Annotated in this window: 20 protein-coding genes and 1 pseudogene; 11 read left to right on the top strand and 10 right to left on the bottom strand. The window is 67.5% G+C overall.

The window, feature by feature from the left end:
* Window positions 1-27 precede the first annotated feature (27 nt).
* A complete protein-coding gene (locus BLQ49_RS11635) occupies window positions 28-1,302 on the bottom strand; it encodes an efflux RND transporter periplasmic adaptor subunit (RefSeq protein WP_091716201.1) in 1,275 nt (424 codons plus the stop codon).
* Between the two features lie 309 nt (window positions 1,303-1,611).
* Here BLQ49_RS11635 and BLQ49_RS11630 point away from each other — a divergent pair, with 309 nt between their 5' ends.
* A complete protein-coding gene (locus BLQ49_RS11630) occupies window positions 1,612-1,839 on the top strand; it encodes an HOOK family protein (protein ID WP_091715980.1) in 228 nt (75 codons plus the stop codon).
* 579 nt (window positions 1,840-2,418) lie between these two features.
* On the opposite strand, the gene BLQ49_RS11625 is transcribed toward BLQ49_RS11630, so the two are convergent.
* Genes BLQ49_RS11625 through BLQ49_RS30765 form a run of 3 tightly spaced genes read right to left on the bottom strand, consistent with a single transcriptional unit; the run spans window position 2,419 to window position 4,446 of the window.
* Complete coding sequence (locus BLQ49_RS11625) at window positions 2,419-2,634, bottom strand: hypothetical protein (RefSeq protein ID WP_091715978.1); 216 nt, start codon at window positions 2,632-2,634, stop codon at window positions 2,419-2,421.
* The gene (locus BLQ49_RS11620) at window positions 2,627-3,238 is read right to left on the bottom strand and encodes a cysteine hydrolase family protein (RefSeq protein ID WP_244507556.1); all 612 of its coding nucleotides are present in this window, start codon (window positions 3,236-3,238) and stop codon (window positions 2,627-2,629) included. The genes BLQ49_RS11625 and BLQ49_RS11620 overlap by 8 nt, the downstream gene beginning before the upstream one ends.
* Window positions 3,238-4,446, bottom strand: coding sequence for a GNAT family N-acetyltransferase (locus BLQ49_RS30765; RefSeq protein WP_342028175.1), 1,209 nt, complete (start codon window positions 4,444-4,446; stop codon window positions 3,238-3,240). The genes BLQ49_RS11620 and BLQ49_RS30765 overlap by 1 nt, the downstream gene beginning before the upstream one ends.
* Before the next feature lie 162 nt (window positions 4,447-4,608).
* Between BLQ49_RS30765 and BLQ49_RS11610 the strand changes: the two genes are divergently transcribed.
* The 8 genes and pseudogenes from BLQ49_RS11610 (at window position 4,609) to ureG (ending at window position 10,386) form a co-directional block, all read left to right on the top strand.
* Entirely contained in the window at window positions 4,609-5,592 is a 984-nt protein-coding gene (locus BLQ49_RS11610; protein ID WP_244507549.1) for a LysR family transcriptional regulator, read from the top strand.
* Window positions 5,593-5,686: 94 nt separating this feature from the next.
* Window positions 5,687-6,307 carry an urease subunit gamma gene (locus BLQ49_RS11605; protein ID WP_091715971.1) on the top strand — a complete coding sequence of 207 codons (621 nt, stop codon included), beginning with the start codon at window positions 5,687-5,689 and terminating at the stop codon, window positions 6,305-6,307.
* Between the two features lie 2 nt (window positions 6,308-6,309).
* A complete protein-coding gene (gene ureC / locus BLQ49_RS11600) occupies window positions 6,310-8,037 on the top strand; it encodes an urease subunit alpha (protein WP_091715970.1) in 1,728 nt (575 codons plus the stop codon).
* A 36-nt stretch (window positions 8,038-8,073) separates the two neighbouring features.
* Window positions 8,074-8,199, top strand: a pseudogene (locus BLQ49_RS30760) (DUF29 family protein); the annotation flags it as partial.
* A gap of 88 nt (window positions 8,200-8,287) precedes the next feature.
* Window positions 8,288-8,554 (top strand): DUF29 domain-containing protein, encoded by a 267-nt coding sequence (locus BLQ49_RS30605; protein WP_280140970.1) that lies wholly within the window; start codon window positions 8,288-8,290, stop codon window positions 8,552-8,554.
* A gap of 4 nt (window positions 8,555-8,558) precedes the next feature.
* Window positions 8,559-9,068, top strand: coding sequence for an urease accessory protein UreE (locus BLQ49_RS11590; protein WP_091715968.1), 510 nt, complete (start codon window positions 8,559-8,561; stop codon window positions 9,066-9,068).
* On the top strand, window positions 9,013-9,744 hold the full coding sequence (locus BLQ49_RS11585) for an urease accessory protein UreF (RefSeq protein ID WP_425283990.1): 732 nt from the start codon (window positions 9,013-9,015) through the stop codon (window positions 9,742-9,744). Before BLQ49_RS11590 ends, BLQ49_RS11585 begins: the two co-directional genes overlap by 56 nt.
* 9 nt (window positions 9,745-9,753) lie before the next feature.
* Entirely contained in the window at window positions 9,754-10,386 is a 633-nt protein-coding gene (gene ureG / locus BLQ49_RS11580) for an urease accessory protein UreG (protein WP_091715966.1), read from the top strand.
* On the opposite strand, the gene BLQ49_RS11575 is transcribed toward ureG, so the two are convergent.
* From BLQ49_RS11575 to BLQ49_RS11555, 5 genes are all read right to left on the bottom strand, one after another.
* Window positions 10,383-10,607 (bottom strand): hypothetical protein, encoded by a 225-nt coding sequence (locus tag BLQ49_RS11575; RefSeq protein ID WP_091715964.1) that lies wholly within the window; start codon window positions 10,605-10,607, stop codon window positions 10,383-10,385. The genes ureG and BLQ49_RS11575 overlap by 4 nt on opposite strands.
* A 142-nt stretch (window positions 10,608-10,749) precedes the next feature.
* Window positions 10,750-11,523 (bottom strand): ABC transporter permease, encoded by a 774-nt coding sequence (locus BLQ49_RS11570; protein ID WP_091715962.1) that lies wholly within the window; start codon window positions 11,521-11,523, stop codon window positions 10,750-10,752.
* Entirely contained in the window at window positions 11,520-12,437 is a 918-nt protein-coding gene (locus BLQ49_RS11565) for an ABC transporter permease (RefSeq protein WP_091715960.1), read from the bottom strand. Before BLQ49_RS11565 ends, BLQ49_RS11570 begins: the two co-directional genes overlap by 4 nt.
* Entirely contained in the window at window positions 12,434-13,486 is a 1,053-nt protein-coding gene (locus BLQ49_RS11560) for an ABC transporter ATP-binding protein (RefSeq protein ID WP_091715959.1), read from the bottom strand. The genes BLQ49_RS11565 and BLQ49_RS11560 overlap by 4 nt, the downstream gene beginning before the upstream one ends.
* 4 nt (window positions 13,487-13,490) lie before the next feature.
* A complete protein-coding gene (locus BLQ49_RS11555; RefSeq protein WP_091715957.1) occupies window positions 13,491-14,177 on the bottom strand; it encodes a Crp/Fnr family transcriptional regulator in 687 nt (228 codons plus the stop codon).
* A 221-nt stretch (window positions 14,178-14,398) separates the two neighbouring features.
* Here BLQ49_RS11555 and BLQ49_RS11550 point away from each other — a divergent pair, with 221 nt between their 5' ends.
* The gene (locus tag BLQ49_RS11550; protein WP_244507548.1) at window positions 14,399-15,340 is read left to right on the top strand and encodes a UDP-3-O-acyl-N-acetylglucosamine deacetylase; all 942 of its coding nucleotides are present in this window, start codon (window positions 14,399-14,401) and stop codon (window positions 15,338-15,340) included.
* A 14-nt stretch (window positions 15,341-15,354) separates the two neighbouring features.
* Here the strand turns inward: BLQ49_RS11550 and BLQ49_RS11545 are convergent, their stop codons facing one another.
* Entirely contained in the window at window positions 15,355-16,416 is a 1,062-nt protein-coding gene (locus BLQ49_RS11545) for an HD-GYP domain-containing protein (RefSeq protein ID WP_091715956.1), read from the bottom strand.
* Between the two features lie 305 nt (window positions 16,417-16,721).
* Between BLQ49_RS11545 and BLQ49_RS11540 the strand changes: the two genes are divergently transcribed.
* Window positions 16,722-18,587 carry an ABC-F family ATP-binding cassette domain-containing protein gene (locus tag BLQ49_RS11540; RefSeq protein WP_091715954.1) on the top strand — a complete coding sequence of 622 codons (1,866 nt, stop codon included), beginning with the start codon at window positions 16,722-16,724 and terminating at the stop codon, window positions 18,585-18,587.
* Window positions 18,588-18,593 lie beyond the last annotated feature (6 nt).

Genomic DNA, 18,593 nt, shown 5'->3' with positions numbered 1-18,593 from the left:
GGGCTGTCCTCTCGTCAGACGCGGGCATCAGCGCTGAGCCTCCACCTGCCGCGTCGGCATTCCTGCCTGTCCCGCGCCGGAGGACTGCGCCGCCGCGACGAGGCTGCCGTCCTGGACCTTGTACTGGCCGGCGGTGATGACACGCGCACCCGGTTTCAGATCGCCGCTCAGGATTCGGGTCCGGCCCGCATCGGAGCGTCCCGCCTTCAAGGCGATCTGATGGGCGTGATCGGTGTCATCGACCACGAAGGCGAAGAGGCCGTCCGGCCCGTGCTGGATGGCGTTGTCCGGCACCGTCAGCGCGTCGGCAACGATGCCGACGCGCATCTTGGTGGAGACCGACAGGCCCGGCCAGAGCGCGTGGGTCTTGTTCTCGTACACGGCTTTGAGGCGGATCGTGCCGGTCGCCGTGTCCACTTGGTTGTTGAACAGGGCGAGCTTGCCATCCGCCAGCTTTGTGAGCCCGTCCGAACTCCAGGCCTCGACCGGAACATCGCCCTTGCGCAGGGCGGCGGTAATCGCGGGAAGCTGGTCCTCCGGAGCGGTGAACACCACGAAGATCGGCTCGACCTGGGCGATCGTGACGATGGGGGTCTGCCCGGCCGAGTTGACGATGTTGCCGATATCGACCTGCCGGAAGCCCGTAACGCCGTCGATCGGCGCGCGGATGGTGGCGTAGCCGAGCTGCGTCGTCGCGTTGTCGATAGCGGCTTGGTCGGATGCAACCTGCGCGGTCAGCTGCGCGACCAGCGCCGTCTGCGTCTCGGTCTGTTGCCGCGACGCATAGGCGCCGAGGCCGGTGTACCGGACGAGGTCGGCCTTGGCGTTGTTCAGGTTGGCGGTGTCCTGCTCCTTCTTGGCCTTGGCCTGATCCAGGGTCGCCTGATAGGGGCGCGGATCGACCTGAACGAGGATGTCACCCTTGTGCACGGTCTGGCCCTCACGGAAGGCGACCTGCTGAATCTCGCCGTCGACGCGGGTGCGCACCTGGACAGTGTTGTAGGCCTGGACCGTGCCAAGCCCATTCGACACGAGCGCGAACGCCCCCTGCTCCACCGTCCCCAGGGTCACGGGAACGGGGCGCGGCGCGGCAGCCTTGGGCTTCGCCTCGGGCTGATGAAGGCGCGTGTAGCCGTAAGCACCGCCGCCCGCGGCGGCAAGGATCACCAGGATCAGGCCGAAGGCGCGGGATCGCCGGGGCCGCAGCCCTGTCGACACCTGCCGCGAGTCGTTCCCGCCCGGCGCCGCGTCGCTCTCGTCGGATCGAGGTGCGGCCCGATCATCCGCGTCACCGCTCAGCATGCGCGCCATTCCAGCATCCGGTCCGGTCGTGCGACCGGCCGGAATATATTGCATCCATTAGCATACAAGCCGATTGCCCGACACCGATGCGATACACCGACCCAGGGAAACCGACGCCCGGCACGGGCGTGCAAGTTCCGAGGGCACGGAGTAGTTTCCGCCGCAGTGGGTCCGCCGTGCCCGTGCCCGTGCCCGTGCATCGGCCGGGGCGGCGTCGCGCCGCCCGATCTGCGGCGGGTCGAGATCCGCGCTGTCGTATTGTTCGCACGCCGCCGTTCCGGCGACGGGCCGTCGAAACCAGGACGCTGTATGGCCCCGACGCTGGAACTGGACGGATTGAATGAACTGCGGGATGCGCTGATTGAGGAGCGGCAGATCATCGTGGCCTCCGTGCGGAAGCTGCGTGAAGCGCGCCGGCAGAAGGGCACCTTCGTCCTCGGCGATGGCTCGGAGGCCGGGCCGCGGCTGGTGGCCGTGCAGCACCAAATCGATGTGGTCGAAGCTGTCATCGCCACGCTGACCCAACCCCGAGCTTGACGCACCGCATGCCCGAACCGTTCAGCGGGAGATAAGATCGCCACTCAGGGCAGCAAACGTACCGCGCAGTGGTGTCCAAAATGTTTCTATCACGCGATCAGCGGAACGCTCACACTGATCAGCCGGCGCATCGCGCGATACGATGTTGAGACGGATCTATCTTCTCTCTAAGCGAGCGCCGATATTTCGGCATGTCCGCCGCATCAAGACTTCGTCATCCGCAGACGTCATAATTGACGGCATCGCAGGGGACTGCGCGGCGCCCGGGATAACGGTCATTTGAGAGTTCGCCCTGGATGGCGGCAGATGCCCCGCCGGGACGGGACCGATTCATTGTCGCTGCGGGTCCGAACCCGTCGGCTGGACCGCTCGGCTGCCGCTCTTAGCCCTCGGCGACGCCGAAACGGATTCGCCCCGGCGGACGCTGTCGCACCGAGCACATGGACGCACGATGCAGACGTTGGACCTCAGCCTCGTCATGCTGCTTTGACGACCGCCCTGTGGGATGCCCTCAAGACAGACCGTCGGGTGCACGGCGCGGCTTGGCGCCATGCGTCTGATCGACAGCGACGAGTCCCGTCAGTCTTGGCCGTGTTCGGCGTCTGACAGGCGCGAGGCCAGCGCGTATCCGACCGCCATCGCCATGGCTTCGGCATGGGCGATGAGAGTGGGATCGTTTGCATCGCGCGCGGCCTGAAGGAGCGCGATCGCGTGGCGTCCCAGGCGCTGATCGACCTCCGCGTCACCCGCGTGCCCGGGGCCGATGCTGCTGTCGTTCTGGCTTCGCTTAGTCATTGGCGTGGGTTGATCTGGAGGAAAAGGCTGCCGCAGGGAAAGGCGAGGAAGCGGCAATCCAGCTTTGCGTGCTCATGACATCGCCGAAGGCACGCAGGACGGCACTGACCGAGCGATGAATGTCCTCCGCGGCGATACCGTCGAGGCCGTGGCTCGCGGAAGCGTCGCTGAGAAAGGTCACGTCCTGTCCGCGATGAAACGCATCGATCGCCGTAGCGAGACAGGCTGCCTCGCCGGCAAAGCCGGCGATGACTAGCGGCGGACTGCCCCGTTCCATCACGTCGGCGAAGGACGGGCTGGCAAAACAGGACGGCCTGTCCCGGTCGAAGATCATGTCACAGCCCTGCGGCTCGAAACCCTCGATCCAGCGGGCGAAGCGGGTGCCAGCCTGGAACAACGGCGTGCCGATCCAGCGCACATAGGCCAACTGGATGCCGCTCTCGCGCGCATGGCTGAGCGCGAGCCGGCAATTCTCCAGCGCCGGGCCGATCCGTGGGAGGGCCAGCGGCCGGCCGGCAACCTCGTACTCTTGCTGCATATCGACCAGCACTAGGACCGGGACGCTGCGCGGCCGCCGGTAGAGCGCCGGATTGATCTGGCGCATCACGGCGCGGCCTTTCTGTCGACCGAGGGACGGGTCACGGCACGGGTGCGCGAGCGGTCGAGCGCCCCAGCCCGATGCCAGCGGCCCTCGGGTCGGATGATCACGTAAGGATCCACCCCGAGCCCGATCGCCTGGGGATGCGGCTGGGCTTCCATCAGCATCTCGACGTAGTCGAAATCCGAGAAGACCAGTTCCTGCGCGCCCTCGAAGACCCGGAAGCCGAAGCGGCTCCAGAAGCCGACGAGCCGCTTCTGCGCATGTCCGTACAGGCGCCGGTAACCCTTCACCCGGGCGAGTTCGATGCCGGCGCGGACGAGCGCAAAGGCCATCCGGGTGTTGCGATGCTCGGCCCGGACCGCCAGCCGCTCGATCTTGGCGAAATCGGCGAAGAAGCGGATGCGCAGGCAGCCCGCGGGCTCGTCTCCGACATAGCCGATGAGGTGGGTGGCCGAGAGGTCGTTGCCGTCGAACTCCTCTTCGTACGGGCAGGCCTGCTCAGCCATGTAGACGGCCGCGCGCAGGGCGATGACGCGGGAGAGATCCTCCATGCTGCGTGCCACCGCGACGCTGGTCCCGGTCCCGCCAGGACGGTGGCTGTCGTAGGGGGGCGCGGCCTCGCGCTTCGACCCCCGGGCGAAGTGATACAGGCCGCCCTGCGCGACGCTCGGTGGTTCGAAGCCGAGGGTGGTCAGGAGCGAGGCGCCTTCGGGCGTCGCGGCCCGGGCGTAGAAATCCACCCCCTGGTAGTTCGGGCTGGACAGTCGATCGAAGACCAAGCCGACCCCACCGGCCAGCCGTCGGCGCGCATACACCGCCCAGACATAGATGCCCGCAGGACGTTCGTGCTGCCCGGCCAGCATGTCGACCGGCGGATCCGCCGCATCGAAGGTTCCGGCCTTCAGAGCCGCGAGGCCGCTTGCGTTCAGCATCAGGCATGCGACGAAACCCTCGCCGCTCGGCGCGGCGGCATCAAATCTGTGCCGCTGCGCGATTGCCATGACACTGTCAGGATTGTGCGACATCACCCGCTGCACAGTCTTGAGCGGCGCGAGATGGGGCAGATCGGCCCGAGCTGCTGTGATGAGGCTCTCGAGGTCTGCCGGCGCCGGCATGAAGATGACCAGATGGCGGGCGATCCGGTCGATCCGGATGGCGCCGAGTTCGTGCCGCTGTCGCGATGAGACTTGCGAAGACGCAAGTCGATTCATGTTCCCAGCATCGAATTGAGAGCGAGCGATGTGCACCGTCATCGGAGACCTGTCATTCGGCTGCGGATTGACGGTTCAGCACTTCGCATCTAGCGCTCTGCCTGTATGTGCAAAATTTGGAACAGGGGTGTTCCGGAAATGGAACGGGCAGATCCAGGCTTGATGCCCGACTGGCAGAGCATCCGGGTCTTCCTGGTCCTCGAGCGGTCCGGCAGCTTCCGGGCGGCGGCATCCAAGCTCGGCGTCTCGGTCAATTCGGTGCGGCGGCGGATCGACGATCTCGAAGCCCAGATCGGCACACCGCTTCTGACGCGTCACGTCGACGGCATCCGCCTGACGGCGGAGGGGCAAGCGATCCTCGAATCAGCTGGCCGCATGGAGGCTGCGGCATTCGGCCTGATCCGCACCAGCGAGACAGCCCCTTTCGCCGAGGCGGGTGAGGTGCGGATCGCCGTCACGGAGGGGCTCGGCGCCTTCTGGCTCGCACCCCGGCTCGTGGAGTTTCAAAGGGCCAACCCGCGCCTCACCATCGATCTGCGCTGCGCGATGGAATCCGCCGACGTCCTGCGGTTGGAAGCCGATGTCGCCATCCAGCTGACGCGCCCGACGAGCCCGGACTTGCGCGTGGTAAAGCTTGGCCGCATGCATCTGCTGCCTTACGCGGCACGGAACTACGAGCAGACTTACGGGCTGCCCGCCGCGCCCGACGAGCTCGCGCGACACAGGATCGTGGTTCAAGCCAGCGGTCAGACGATCCGTCTGGAGGATTACAGCCAGGCCGTGCCGGGCTTTCCGAGTACGATCCCGATAACCCTCAAGGTCAACGTCAGCAGCGCCTATTACTGGGCGATCGCCAAGGGTGCGGGAATCGGCCTCCTGCCGACCTATGCCAGCGCGATCGGGGCGCAGGTCGTCCCGGTGGACAATCTGGGACGTTTCAGCCGGGACATCTGGCTCACTTTTCATCCGGACGTCGAGCGGATCGACCGGGTACGCCGGACGATCGATTGGCTGCGTGCCGCCTTCGACGGCAGACGCTTTCCGTGGTTCCGGGACGAGTTTATCCATCCCCGCGATCTGCCAACGGCGATCAAGGGCGAACTCCTCCCCGACCTGTTTGCCGGCTTCACCGCGATGACACCCTGACATTCGATTCGGACCGCTCCAGGCGGCCTGCCTCGCCCTTGACCGCGCCGCGCGCATGATCCTTGCTCGGGCGGTCGCGACAACGAGGTTGCCCGTGCTGCTGACACCCCGAGAAAAGGACAAGCTGCTGATCGCCATGGCGGCGCAGGTGGCGCGCAACCGTCTGGCGCGCGGCGTCAAGCTCAACCACCCGGAAGCCGTGGCGCTGATCACGGACTTCGTGGTCGAGGGTGCCCGCGACGGCCGCACCGTCGCCGAGTTGATGCAGGCCGGCGCCGCCGTCCTCACGGCCGATCAGGTCATGGAGGGCGTGTCCGAGATGATCCCCGACATCCAGGTCGAGGCGACCTTCCCGGACGGCACCAAGCTCGTCACCGTGCATCACCCGATCCGCGGCGCAGCCTCCGCGGCCATACCCGGCACGGTGACGACGCAGCCGGGCGAGATCGTCTTCAATGCCGGCGCCGAGCGTACCGTGATCGAGGTGGCCAATACGGGCGACCGGCCGATCCAGGTCGGCTCCCACTACCACTTCTTCGAAGTCAATCCGGGCCTCGTCTTCGCGCGCGAGCAGGCCCGCGGCAAACGCCTCGACATCGCCCCCGGCACGGCCGTGCGCTTCGAGCCGGGCTCGACCCAGGAGGTCACGCTGGTGCCCCTCTCCGGCGGGCGCACCGTCTACGGTTTCCGCGGCGACGTGATGGGCAAGCTGTGACCATGTCCAACACCCAGAAACCTGCCAGCCTTCCACGATCCGCCTACGCCGACATGTTCGGCCCGACGGTCGGCGACCGCATTCGGCTCGCCGACACGAGCCTTGAAATCACGGTCGAACGGGATTTCACCACCTACGGAGAGGAGGTGAAGTTCGGCGGCGGCAAGGTCATCCGCGACGGCATGGGCCAAAGCCAGATCACGAATGCCGATGGCGCCGTCGACACGGTGATCACCAACGCCGTGGTGCTCGATCATTGGGGCATCGTGAAATGCGATGTCGGGATCGTGCGCGGCCGGATCGCCCGGCTCGGCAAGGCCGGCAATCCGGACGTGCAGCCGGGCGTCGACATCGTGGTCGGGCCGGGCACCGAGGTGATCGCCGGCGAGGGGAAGATCCTCACGGCCGGCGGCTTCGACAGCCACATCCACTTCATCTGCCCGCAGCAGATCGAGGAGGCTTTGTGCTCGGGCGTCACCACCATGCTCGGCGGCGGCACCGGACCGGCCCACGGCACCTTCGCGACCACCTGCACGCCCGGCCCCTGGCATATCGCCCGGATGATCGAGGCCGCCGATGCCTTCCCGATGAACCTCGCCTTCGCTGGCAAGGGCAATGCCGCCCGGCCTGAGAGCCTTGTCGAAATGGTGCGCGCCGGCGCCTGCGCGCTCAAGCTCCACGAGGATTGGGGGACGACGCCGGCCGCGATCGACACCTGCCTCACGGTCGCGGACGCGCATGACGTCCAGGTCATGATCCACACCGATACGCTCAACGAGTCGGGCTTCGTCGAGGATACGATCGCGGCGTTCAAGGGCCGGACCATCCACGCCTTTCACACGGAGGGCGCCGGCGGCGGCCATGCCCCCGACATCATCAAGGTCGCCGGGCTCCCGAACGTGCTGCCCTCCTCGACCAACCCGACGCGGCCCTACACCCGCAACACCATCGACGAGCATCTCGACATGCTGATGGTGTGCCATCACCTCGACCCATCGATCCCCGAAGATCTCGCCTTCGCCGAGAGCCGGATCCGGCGCGAAACCATCGCGGCCGAGGACATTCTGCACGATCTCGGCGCGCTCTCGATGATGTCGTCGGACAGCCAGGCCATGGGTCGGGTCGGCGAGGTCATCATCCGCACGTGGCAGACCGCCGACAAGATGAAGCGCCAGCGGGGCGCTTTGGCGGGCGACACCTCCGGCACCGACAACCTGCGCGCGCGCCGCTACGTGGCCAAATACACAATCAATCCGGCCATCGCGCACGGGATCTCCCGGCATGTCGGCTCCATCGAGCCGGGCAAGCTCGCCGACGTCGTCCTCTGGACGCCGGCTTTCTTCGGGGTGAAACCCGACCTCGTGCTCAAGGGCGGCAGCATCGCGGCGGCGCCGATGGGCGACCCCAATGCCTCGATCCCCACGCCCCAGCCGGTGCATTACCGTCCGATGTTCGGCGCCTACGGGCGCGTGCCCTTCGCCACCGCCCTCACCTTCGTGTCGAAGGCCGCCATCGCGGACGGCCTGCGGGACCGCCTCGGCGTTCAGAAGGAGTTGGTCGCCGTTGAGAACGTCCGGGGCGGCATTTCCAAGGCCAGCATGGTGCTGAACGATGCCACGCCGGTCATCGAGGTCGATCCCGAGACCTACGATGTCCGTGCCGACGGGGAGTTGCTGGTCTGCGAGCCAGCCGAGGTGCTGCCGATGGCGCAGCGCTACTTCCTATTTTGAAATACGATCCGGCCGCGTGACAGGAGGGCCGTCATCATGAAGGCCGTGCTCAAAGCCCGTGGTGTCGGCAGCCTGTATGAGATGGATCTGTGCGCCTGGACCGAGGCGCAGGCGCGGTTGCTGCGCGAGCGTCGCTTCAATCAACTCGATGTTCCGAACCTGATGGACGAGATCTTGAGCGTGGGAGGCAGCGAACGGCAGCAGATCGAGAGCCGTCTCGATAAATCGGATCGGGCATCTGCTCGAAAGGATGTATCAGCCTGTCAACCGGAACAGCCACTGGGTCGGCACGATCTTAGAAGAGCGCAAGCGGATCGCACGGGTCATCGAGGGCAGCCCAAGCCTGGAGCGCTATCCCGCTGTTGTGTTCGAGGAATGCCATCTCGCCGGTCGCCTGCTCGCGGCGAAGGAAACCGGCAGCGATCTGACGCTCTTCCCCAGGCGGCCGCCTTTCTCGAGCAAGCAGGTGCAGGACGTGGAGTACATGCCGCGCGAGCCGAGGTCCCTGGCTCGATGACCCGATGATCCGCGCCACACGCGTCCTCCGCAGGGACGACCTCTCCGGCGGCGAAATCGTCGATCGGGTGGTCCTCGACCATGGCGACCGGCATCGCCGCCGTGTCGCCATGCGTGGCCTCGGCGGGACCGGCTTCCTGCTCGATCTCCCGGAAGCGACCGTACTGGACGACGGCGACGCGTTGGTTCTGGAGGACGGCCGGCTCGTCTGGGTCGAGGCGGCGCCGGAGCGTCTCCTGGAGATCCGGGCACCGAGCGAGCACGCGCTCCGACGCCTCATCTGGCATATCGGCAACCGGCACATCCCCGCCGAAATCGGTGTAGATGCCGTCTGGATCGCCGACGACCACGTCCTGGCCGAGATGGTGCGCGGGCTCGGCGGCAGCGCCGAGGCGGTGGAGCGACCATTCCGGCCGGAAGGCGGCGCCTATGCCGGCGGCCATGCGCACGGGCACGGGCATGCGCACGACCACGACCATGCGCCGGGCGGTCATCACCATCATGCCGGCGCTTGACGCCCACGACGCACTCCGCCTGATGGCGTGGCTGTCCCCGGGCTATCCGGTCGGAGCCTATGCCTACTCGCATGGCCTCGAATGGGCGGTCGAAGCGGGCGATGTCCGCGACGAGGCGAGTCTGACGGATTGGCTCGGTGACGTCTGCGCGCGCGGCGCCCTGCGCAACGACCTGATCCTGGCAGCCCACGCTCATCGGGCGGCGCGGACCGGTGCGGTCGACACGGTGACCGAGGTCAACGACCTCGCCCTCGCCCTCGCCCCATCTCGCGAGTTGCACCTCGAGACCAGCCAGCAGGGGCGGAGCTTCCTCGACGCGACGCTCGGTGCGTGGCCCCATCCGGCGCTGGCCACCTTGGCGGAGCATCTTCCGGGCCCGGTTGCCTATCCCGTTGCCGTGGGGACGGCGGCAGGCGCCCATGGCATGAGCCTCCCGCCGGTCCTCGCAGGTTACGGCCTGGCTTTCGTGCAGAACCTCGTTTCTGCGGCCCTCCGGGCGGCCCCGGTCGGTCAGGCAGCCGGCACCCGAATCATCGCCACAATGACCGCACGCGTCGTGGCATTGGCAGAGGACGTCGGCGATGCCGATCTTGACGCGCTCGGCGCCGGCACTTTCCGTCTCGATCTCGGCTCGTTCCGGCACGAGACGCAGTATTCCCGCATCTTCCGATCCTGAGCGCGCAGCATGATCTCATCGAACGGCCCCCTCCGCGTCGGCATCGGCGGACCTGTCGGATCCGGCAAGACCGCCTTGATGGAACAGCTCTGCAAGCGCTTCCGGGATCGCTACGAAATCTGCGCGATCACCAACGACATCTACACCAAGGAGGATGCGCGGATCCTGACGGTGGCGGGGGCATTGCCGGAGGAGCGCATCCTCGGGGTCGAGACAGGGGGCTGCCCGCATACCGCGATCCGTGAGGACGCCTCGATCAACCTCGCGGCCGTCGCAGAGATGAGCCGGCGGTTTCCGAAGCTCGATCTGGTGCTGATTGAATCCGGCGGCGACAATCTCGCGGCAACCTTCTCGCCGGAACTGGCCGACATCACCCTCTACGTCATCGACGTGGCCGGTGGAGAGAAGATCCCGCGCAAGGGCGGCCCTGGCATCACCCGGTCGGACTTGCTGATCGTCAACAAGACCGACCTCGCGCCGCTCGTCGGAGCAGATCTCGCGATCATGGAGGCTGATACGCGGCGCATGCGTGCGACGCGCCCTTACGTGTTCGCCTCGCTTCGCGAAGGGACCGGCGCCGATACCGTGGCGCGGTTCATCGAGGAGGCGGGTGGGCTGGGCGGCGACCGGAGTGCTGGTTAGCGGCCGGCCTCCGCGGAACGCGCACGCGTCTTGGTGGCTGGCGAAACGCCCATGAGGGCATCCAGCCGGCTCATACGTGCGTTGAAATCGCGTAGCGCACCCTGGCGCGTTTTGATCGCGGCACTGAGTTCAGGCTTGGCCGGCGTCCGGGCCGGTCGAGCTTCGGCGATGGGGGCCGCGAGAAGGGTGGCCACTGTGAGCAGGGTCAGCGTGCGTGCCATGGGCAGATAGCCTCACGAACTTCCGTATGGATGACGGACCACACGAGACTATGATCGGGCCAAGCGTAACCGTGTGCGACAGCGCACAATGCGATCCCGGTTCCGATCCGTGACCGAAAACCGCCGGCCGTCACGGTCTGCGTCAGGCCCCGCCCCGGCGGGCGGTCAGCCACGAAGAAACGAGCACCACCACGCTCACGAGACCGACCAGCAGGGTCGAGGCGGCGTTGATCTCGGGATTCACACCGAGCCGGACCCGGCTGTAGAGGCGCATCGGCAGGGTCGTCGAGCCCGGCCCCGAGACGAAGCTCGCGATCACCAGATCGTCGAGCGACAGGGTGAAGGCGAGGAGCGCGCCGGCTATCACCGCCGGTGCGAGGAGCGGCAGCGTGATGGTCGTCAGCACCCGAAGCGGCGGGGCGCCGAGATCCGCCGCCGCCTCTTCGAGGGACCGGTCGAGGCCGCGCAGCCGCGCGGCGACCACCACGGCCACGAAGCCGGTGCAGAAGGTGGCGTGCGCGATGACGATGGTCAGCATGCCGCGGTCCAGGCCGATGCCGATGAACATCAGGAGGAGCGACAAGCCGATCATCACCTCGGGCATCACGATCGGTCCGAGGACGAGGCCGGTGAACAGCGCCCGGCCGCGGAAGCGGCGCTGCCGCTCCAGGACCAGTGCCGCCAGGGTGCCGAGCAGCGTGGCGATCAGGCTCGCCAGAATCGCGACCTCAAGCGACACCCACGCCGAGGCGAGCAGGGGAGCATCGGCCAGCAGGGTCGCGTACCAGCGGGTCGAGAATCCGCCCCAGACCGTCACGAGGGGCGAGGCGTTGAACGAGTAGCCGATCAGCACCACGATCGGCGCGTAGAGGAAGCCGAGCCCGACCACGAGGGCAGTCCGCGTCACCCAGGTCACCGCCCCTCCCCCGTTCCCTCGCCCACGCGCAGGCTGTCGCGGAACAGCACGACCGGGACGATCACGATGGCGAGGATCAACACGGCGACCGCAGAGGCGAGCGGCCAATCGCGGTTCGAGAAGAACTCGGTCCACAGCACGCGGCCGAGCATCAGGGTCTCCGAGCTGCCGAGCAGGTCGGGGATGATGAATTCACCCACCATCGGGATGAAGCACAGCGCGGCGCCGGCGGCGATACCGGGCAGGCTCAGCGGCAGCGTCACGCTCCAGAACACCCGCGTCGGCGAGGCCCCGAGATCTGCGGCGGCGTCCCGCAGCGTCGGATCGAGCCGGTTCATCACCGCGTAGAGCGGCAGCACCATGAACGGCAGGTAGGCGTAAACGAGGCCGATGATCACCGCCGCATCGGTGTTGAGGATCGTCAGCGGTCGCGCAATCAGCCCGAGCCGGAGCAGAACGAGGTTGAGCAGTCCCTCGGGCTTCAGGATCGCGATCCAGGCGTAAATCCGAATCAGGAAGCTCGTCCAGAACGGGACGATGACGAGCGCGAGCAGAAGCGGCTGCCAACGGGCCGGTGCCCGGGACAGCGCATAGGCCAACGGCGTCCCGACGGCGACGAGGATGAGGCTGGCAAGGGCCGCGTAACCCAGCGATCCCAATGCGGCGTCGCGGTAGAAGGGATCGGCGTAGAGGGTCGCGTAATTGTCGAGGTTCAGGGCTTCGAGAAAGCTGGACCAGCCATCGAGGCCACCCCGCCAATCGAGTACCGGCAGATAGGGCGGTATCGCCGTCGCCGGCTCCGACAGGCTGATCTTGAGGGTGATCGCGAAGGGCAGGAGGAAGAACGCCCCCAGCCATACGAAGGGCGGCAGGCGGATCAGCCGGTCGAACGAAAAGCGCGATCGACCGCTCATGCCGGGAAGATCGCCGCGGCGTCGGCGGAGAACGCTACGCGGGTCTCGGACCCAGCCGGCGGATCACCCTCGGCCGGGGGACCGCTGGCGCGCAGGAACGATCCGTCCGGCAGGCGCAGGGTCCGGCGCAGTCGATCACCCAGGAAGGTCGCCTCCGTCACCGTGGCCGGCAGTCCCTGCGCACCGAGGACCAGATCCTCCGGGCGCACCGCAACCACAACGGGCGTGCCCTCCGCCAGCGAAGTGGTACGTCCCTGGACGATCCCATGAGGCGTCTCCACGGTGCGGACCTCACCCGCCGCGTCAGGGCCGAGGCGCCCCGGAAGCAGGTTCACGTCACCCAGCAGCCCCGCGACGTAGCGGTTGACCGGTCGCCGGTAGAGCGCGATCGGCGGCGCGACCTGGACCAGCCGGCCCGCCTCCATGACGCCGATCCGGTCGGCCAGCATCATCGCCTCCTCCGGATCGTGGGTGACGACCACGAAGGCGGTGCCCAGGCGGCGTTGGATGGTGCGTAACTCGCCCTGCGTCTCCTCGCGCAGACCTCGGTCGAGGGCGCCCAGCGGCTCGTCGAGGAGGAGCAGTTGGGGTTCCCGCGCGAGCGCCCGGGCCAGGGCGACGCGCTGGCGCTGGCCGCCGGAGAGCGTCTCCGGACGGCGCTCGCCAAACCCTTCGAGGCGGACGAGCCGCAGCAACTCCGCCACCCGCACGGCAGCCGCAGTCCGGCCCATGTCCTTGAGGCCGTAGCCGATATTTCCGGCCACGCTCATGTGTGGGAACAGCGCGTAGGACTGGAACATCATGTTCACGGGCCGCCGATGCGGCGGAAGCCCCGTGAGATCCTGATCGCCCAACCGGATCTGCCCGGAGGTCGGTCGCTCGAAGCCAGCAATCAGGCGCAGCAGGGTGCTCTTGCCGCAGCCCGATGGGCCAAGCAGGCAGAAGAACTCGCCGGGCTCGAGATCGAGCGTCACGGCATCGACGGCGCGGTATGTGCCGAAGCTCTTGGTCAGTTCTCGAACGGTGAGACGCGGCGGCACGTCCGACAAGGCGTCAGGAATCCTCGCGCAGCGCCTCGGCAACGCGCGCTTCCAGGAGATCTGGTCGACGCAGCACGAGGGCACCGCGGGTGCGGTCGACAAGCCCCTCCGCGGCCATGGCGGTGAATTCCCGCGTCACCTGCTCCCGGCGGCATCCGATTCGGGCTGCCAGCACGTGATGGTAGGGTGGCGGCGAGACCACCCGCTCGCCCGAGGCACCCGTCCGCGGCACCGAGAGGCGCAGCAGCTCCGCGTAGAGCCGGTGCTTCAGATCGAGCAGCGCGTGCTCCATCAGCCGGGTGTTCAACTCGCGCACGCGCTTGGCGAGCAGGCGGAAGAGCCGGTCGGCAATCGCTTCCGAGGCGAAGACCATCTGCCGGAAGACTGGCGCCGGCACGACGCAGACTTCGCCGCGGGTCAGCGCCGTGACGTTGGCGGAACGGCCGATCCCGTCGATGGCCGCCAACTCGCCGAAGAACGCGCCGCCGCGCATCTCGCCGAGAATCACCTCCTTGCCGGACTGGGTCCGGTTCAGGATGCGCACCTCGCCGGTGGCGATGAAGTAGACGTCCGTGGAAATGTCGTCGAAGTCGACGAGCACCTCATTCTCATCGAATCGCCGCCAGTGGCAGCGGGACTCGTAGGTGCTGAGCTCGATGCCCGGATCCTTGAAGAAGGGTATCGTCCCCAGCCGCGCCATCGATGCTGTTCCCTCAACGCCAGTCCGGCCTCCGTCCCTGCCCATACGGGCGCCGGCCAGCAGATCTGGGGACGGGAGCAGCCCGCACGCTCATGTCGAAGGCCGCGGCAGCGGCGCTCCATCCGGCGGACCCAACCGATCGTGACTGCCGCGGGCTGGCCGGTCAAGCCAAGCCGGGGTGAACGCGAGTTTATTAGCGTGGATCAGGAAATTTGGGCTACATGCCGAGCCTGCCGCAGCGGGCGGTTTCGATGCACCACGACTTGTCGCCTACGCTTTTCACTTCCGACAGGGCCTCGCTGGTCCTCCGCCGCCAAGCGACCTTGACTGCCCCGTTCGAGCGATCCGGGAGCAGCTTGCATTCCGGCCGGCACGCCACGGTGCGCGTCTGCCCGGCGCCGGCGGACCACGGTATCGTCTTCCGCCGCCGATTGACGGACAGACACGCCGTCGATGTGCCGGCGCTCTGGCAATATCGGGAATCGCAGCCGCTCTCCTCAGCCCTCCGGCGCGAAGGCATCCTGGTCAGAACCATCGAGCACCTGATGGCGTCCCTGAACGCCCTCCGCATCGACAACGTCCTGATCGAGATCGATGCGGACGAACTCCCGATCTTCGATGGCAGTGCGAAGCCCTGGTGCGAGGCCATCTGCGCTGCCGGCCGGAGCGAGCAGGCTCAAATCCGCCGGCCGATCCGGATGCTTCGCCCCGTCTGCGTCACGCAGGGCCGGCGTCATATCCGGATCGAACCCGGAATGGGCCTGCACGTAACCGGACACATCGCGCTCGCGCATTTCGGCGCGATCGACTGGTCGGGGTACATTACGCCCGAGACGTTCGAGCGCGAGATCGCACCATCGCGCAGCTTCGGACGGTACATGCGTGCCATGGCGGGCCGTGCCTTCGGCTACGTGACGGGCAAGGACTTCCTCCAGGGCGTCTCCCGTCGCTCGGCCGCGCTCCTCGTCCGTGACCGTGTGCTCGGCGGCATGCGCCTCCCCGGCGAGCCGGTGCGCCACCGTGTGCTGGACTTGATCGGCGACCTGTACCTGACGGGCCATCCAATCGAGGGACGGGTTACCGCCCATCACACCGGGCACGAACTCAATCACGCCCTCGTCGCGGCCCTGATGCGAGACACGGCCGCCTGGGAACTGGCCTGATTCGGGCCTGCCGATCAGGCGGAGGCGCGGTACGGCAGTTCGCACGCCGCGGCGACGGCGGCGAAGGCCCGCACGAAATCGGCATCGAGCTTGCCGCCCATAGCTTTCAGGATCGCGTAGGCTTCCTGGGCAGGCTTCGGCGCCTTGTAGGGCCGCGCTTCGATGAGCGCCGCGAAGATGTCGGTGATCGTGATCAGCCGCACGAGGTCCGGGATCTCCTGACCGCGCAGGCCATCTGGGTAGCCCGAACCGTCGAGATACTCATGGTGCGAGCGGACGACCGCCAGCGTGAGGGCGTCGTAACCCTCGTTCACCAGCATGGCGTGGCCAATGACGGGATGGCGGTCCATCTCGCGCCGCTCGGCCAGCGTCAGGGGCGCCGGCTTGTTCAGGATGGCGCGCGAGATCTTCGCCTTGCCGATGTCATGGAGCAGCGCGCCCTTGATGAGGTAGCGCGCATCGTTCTCGTTGAGACCCAGCGTCCGAGCGAAGTCGGCGGCGAGTCCGGCGACGCTGAGGCAGTGGCGATGCGTGGCATCGTCGAAGTTCGCGACAACCAGGAGCCAGTCGCGAATCTTGGCCTCTCGGATCGCGCGGTTGACCAGATCCGCACCGGAACTGACCGTCGCCGATGCCGGCGGCTCATCGGGGCGGAAGATCGCGGCGAAGACATCGCGAGCCGCCGTGGCGTGTTGCTGAAGATCGCCCCGTACCGGTTGAATGGGACTGTCCGCCAAGGCCGAGACCGCATTGGCCAAGAGGGTCCTCGCAGCCGAGGCTGGCAGCACGCGGGTTGCTCCGAGGGCGGTCGCCTGGATCTCGCCGCGGCTCAGATTGCCGTGAATAAGAACCAGGAACGGGGTATCGGGGCCGCGCGCCGCAGCGAGGGCTCGTCGCAAACGCCGCACGGATTCGGATGTCAGAGCGCTGACGTCGCTGACGATCAGCGCGGCTCCCGGCGGCGGCAGCTCATCACCGTAGAGGTCGTGGAGACTGACACGTCCGTCCGAAGCGAGATCCCGCGCCAGACGTTCGCCGCGGCCGATTTCGTCGGTGAGGATCAGGATCCGGCGCAAGACTTGGCCCCTGTCATACCCGAGCTTGGCGCGAGGTCCCGGAGCCCCTGTGCGGCGACCGACAATCCTCCGCGGCGCGCTGCGGTCCGACACTTTCGACACGCGTACGCAAGACGCGATCCGTCGGCGTGGAACCCGCACGATACCGAACTGTGGCGCGGGAAGAATGCGAAACCGTTAAAGTCGTCCCGGCAACGCTGGTCCTGGGAGCGACACCCGATCCGACGGGCCAACTCGGCAAGCGAGCGCGTGTTCCGATCACGGAGGCGCTTGCCTCTGCGCCTTCGGGCGGCCAGAACGCCGCGATGCTGCGCGTCAACGACCTCTCCTACCGCATCGGCGACCGCCTGATCTTGGATTCGGCGAGCTTCACGATCCCCGAGGGCGCGCGGGTCGGCTTGGTTGGGCGCAATGGCGCCGGCAAGACCACGTTGTTCAAGGCCATCCTGGGCGATCTGCCGGTCGACGCCAAATCGGTCTCGCTGCCCAAGGGCATGCGGATCGGCGCCGTTGCACAGGAGGCGCCGGCCGGCCCCGAGACCTTGCACAGCGTCGTCCTCGCCGCCGACACCGAGCGCGCCCGGCTCATGGCGGAGGCCGAGCATGCCGACGGTCTGCGCCGGGCCGAGATCGAGACCCGGCTGGTGGATATCGGCGCCCATTCGGCACCGGCCCGGGCCGCCGCGATCCTGCACGGTCTCGGCTTCGATGCGGCCGCCCAGGCCCGTCCCTGTTCGGATTTCTCCGGCGGTTGGCGGATGCGGGTTGCGCTCGCCGCCGTGCTGTTCTCCGAGCCGGACCTGCTCCTCCTCGACGAGCCGACCAACTACCTTGACATCGAGGGAACGCTCTGGCTCTACGATTACCTGGAGCGCTACCCGCGCACCGCGATCATCATCAGCCACGACCGCGACCTGCTCGACACCAGCGTCGATCACATCCTGCACCTCGACCGGGGCAAGCTCTCGATCTATCGCGGCGGCTATACGAGCTTCGCCAAGCAACTCTCCGAGAAGCGCGTCCTCCAAGCGAAGGCGAAGGCCAAGCAGGACGTGGAGCGGGCGCATCTGCAGAGCTTCATCGACCGGTTCAAGGCCAAGGCCACCAAGGCCCGTCAGGCGCAGTCGCGCATGAAGCGGCTCGCCAAGATGGAACCGATCGCGGCCCTTCTCGAGGACGATGTGCCGGTCATCCACCTGCCGAGCCCGGAGAAGCCCCTCTCGCCGCCAATTGTCGCCATGGAGCGGGTCAAAGCCGGCTACGGGGACCGAACCGTGTTGACCGGCCTCAACCTCAGCCTGGCCCCCGACGACCGGGTGGCGCTGCTGGGCGCCAACGGCAACGGCAAATCGACCTTCTGCAAGCTGATCGGCGGCCGGATCGGACCGCTCTCGGGCGAGGTGAAGCGCTCTTCCAAGATGGAGGTCGCCTACTTCGCGCAGCACCAGCTCGACGAATTGCGCCCATCTGAGAGCGCCTACGCGCATGTCCGCAATCTGATGCCGGACGTGCCCGAGGCGCGCGTCCGCTCGGCCACCGCCCGCCTCGGCTTCGGTGCCAACAAGGCCGACACGCCGGTGGAGAAGCTCTCGGGCGGCGAGAAGGCGCGGCTGCTGATGGGCCTCGCCGCCTTCCACGGGCCACACCTCCTGATCCTCGACGAGCCCACCAACCACCTCGACATCGAGAGCCGGCAGGCGCTGGTGGAGGCGATCAACGATTACGAAGGCGCCGTCATCCTCGTCTCCCACGACCGCTTTCTGGTGGAAGCCTGTGCCGACCGGCTGTGGCTGGTCGCGGACGGCACGGTGAAGACCTTCGACGGCGACATGGACGATTACCGTCGCTTCGTCCTGTCGGGCCCGGAGCGCGAGGACGAGCGCGAGACCGAACCGGCGGGTGGACAGAAAGCCGAGGCGCGGCGTGCCGGCGTCGAGCGCCGCGCGGCCTTGGCACCGTTGCGCAAGCGGCTGGAGGCCATCGAGGCGCGCATGGCGAAGCTGACCGCGGCGATCCAGAAGATCGATGCGGCCCTGGAGGACGGGTCCGCCTTCCGGGAGAATGCCGCCAAGGCGGGCGAGATCGCCAAGATGCGCGCGGACGCCGCGAGCGCGCTCGCCGCCGCCGAAGAGGAGTGGCTGACGGTGAGTTCGGAGATCGAGGCGGCCTGAGAGCAC

This window comes from Methylobacterium phyllostachyos, assembly GCF_900103445.1.
Taxonomy (GTDB): domain Bacteria; phylum Pseudomonadota; class Alphaproteobacteria; order Rhizobiales; family Beijerinckiaceae; genus Methylobacterium; species Methylobacterium phyllostachyos.
Note: the sequence above shows the minus strand (reverse complement) of the source record. Positions and strands in the feature narration are given on the sequence as shown.

Bases quoted from the DNA above. Each gene is read 5' to 3' on its own strand.
- BLQ49_RS11540 (WP_091715954.1), top strand. From the start codon at position 16,722: ATGCTGCGCGTCAACGACCTCTCCTACCGCATCGGCGACCGCCTGATC.
- BLQ49_RS11630 (WP_091715980.1), top strand. From the start codon at position 1,612: ATGGCCCCGACGCTGGAACTGGACGGATTGAATGAACTGCGGGATGCG.
- BLQ49_RS30605 (WP_280140970.1), top strand. From the start codon at position 8,288: ATGTATCAGCCTGTCAACCGGAACAGCCACTGGGTCGGCACGATCTTA.
- ureC (WP_091715970.1), top strand. From the start codon at position 6,310: ATGTCCAACACCCAGAAACCTGCCAGCCTTCCACGATCCGCCTACGCC.
- BLQ49_RS11590 (WP_091715968.1), top strand. From the start codon at position 8,559: ATGATCCGCGCCACACGCGTCCTCCGCAGGGACGACCTCTCCGGCGGC.
- BLQ49_RS11555 (WP_091715957.1), bottom strand. From the start codon at position 14,177: ATGGCGCGGCTGGGGACGATACCCTTCTTCAAGGATCCGGGCATCGAG.
- BLQ49_RS11635 (WP_091716201.1), bottom strand. From the start codon at position 1,302: ATGCTGAGCGGTGACGCGGATGATCGGGCCGCACCTCGATCCGACGAG.
- BLQ49_RS11565 (WP_091715960.1), bottom strand. From the start codon at position 12,437: ATGAGCGGTCGATCGCGCTTTTCGTTCGACCGGCTGATCCGCCTGCCG.
- BLQ49_RS11620 (WP_244507556.1), bottom strand. From the start codon at position 3,238: ATGCGCCAGATCAATCCGGCGCTCTACCGGCGGCCGCGCAGCGTCCCG.
- BLQ49_RS30765 (WP_342028175.1), bottom strand. From the start codon at position 4,446: ATGAATCGACTTGCGTCTTCGCAAGTCTCATCGCGACAGCGGCACGAA.
- BLQ49_RS11625 (WP_091715978.1), bottom strand. From the start codon at position 2,634: ATGACTAAGCGAAGCCAGAACGACAGCAGCATCGGCCCCGGGCACGCG.
- ureG (WP_091715966.1), top strand. From the start codon at position 9,754: ATGATCTCATCGAACGGCCCCCTCCGCGTCGGCATCGGCGGACCTGTC.
- BLQ49_RS11585 (WP_425283990.1), top strand. From the start codon at position 9,013: ATGCGCACGACCACGACCATGCGCCGGGCGGTCATCACCATCATGCCG.
- BLQ49_RS11550 (WP_244507548.1), top strand. From the start codon at position 14,399: ATGCCGAGCCTGCCGCAGCGGGCGGTTTCGATGCACCACGACTTGTCG.
- BLQ49_RS11610 (WP_244507549.1), top strand. From the start codon at position 4,609: ATGCCCGACTGGCAGAGCATCCGGGTCTTCCTGGTCCTCGAGCGGTCC.
- BLQ49_RS11575 (WP_091715964.1), bottom strand. From the start codon at position 10,607: ATGGCACGCACGCTGACCCTGCTCACAGTGGCCACCCTTCTCGCGGCC.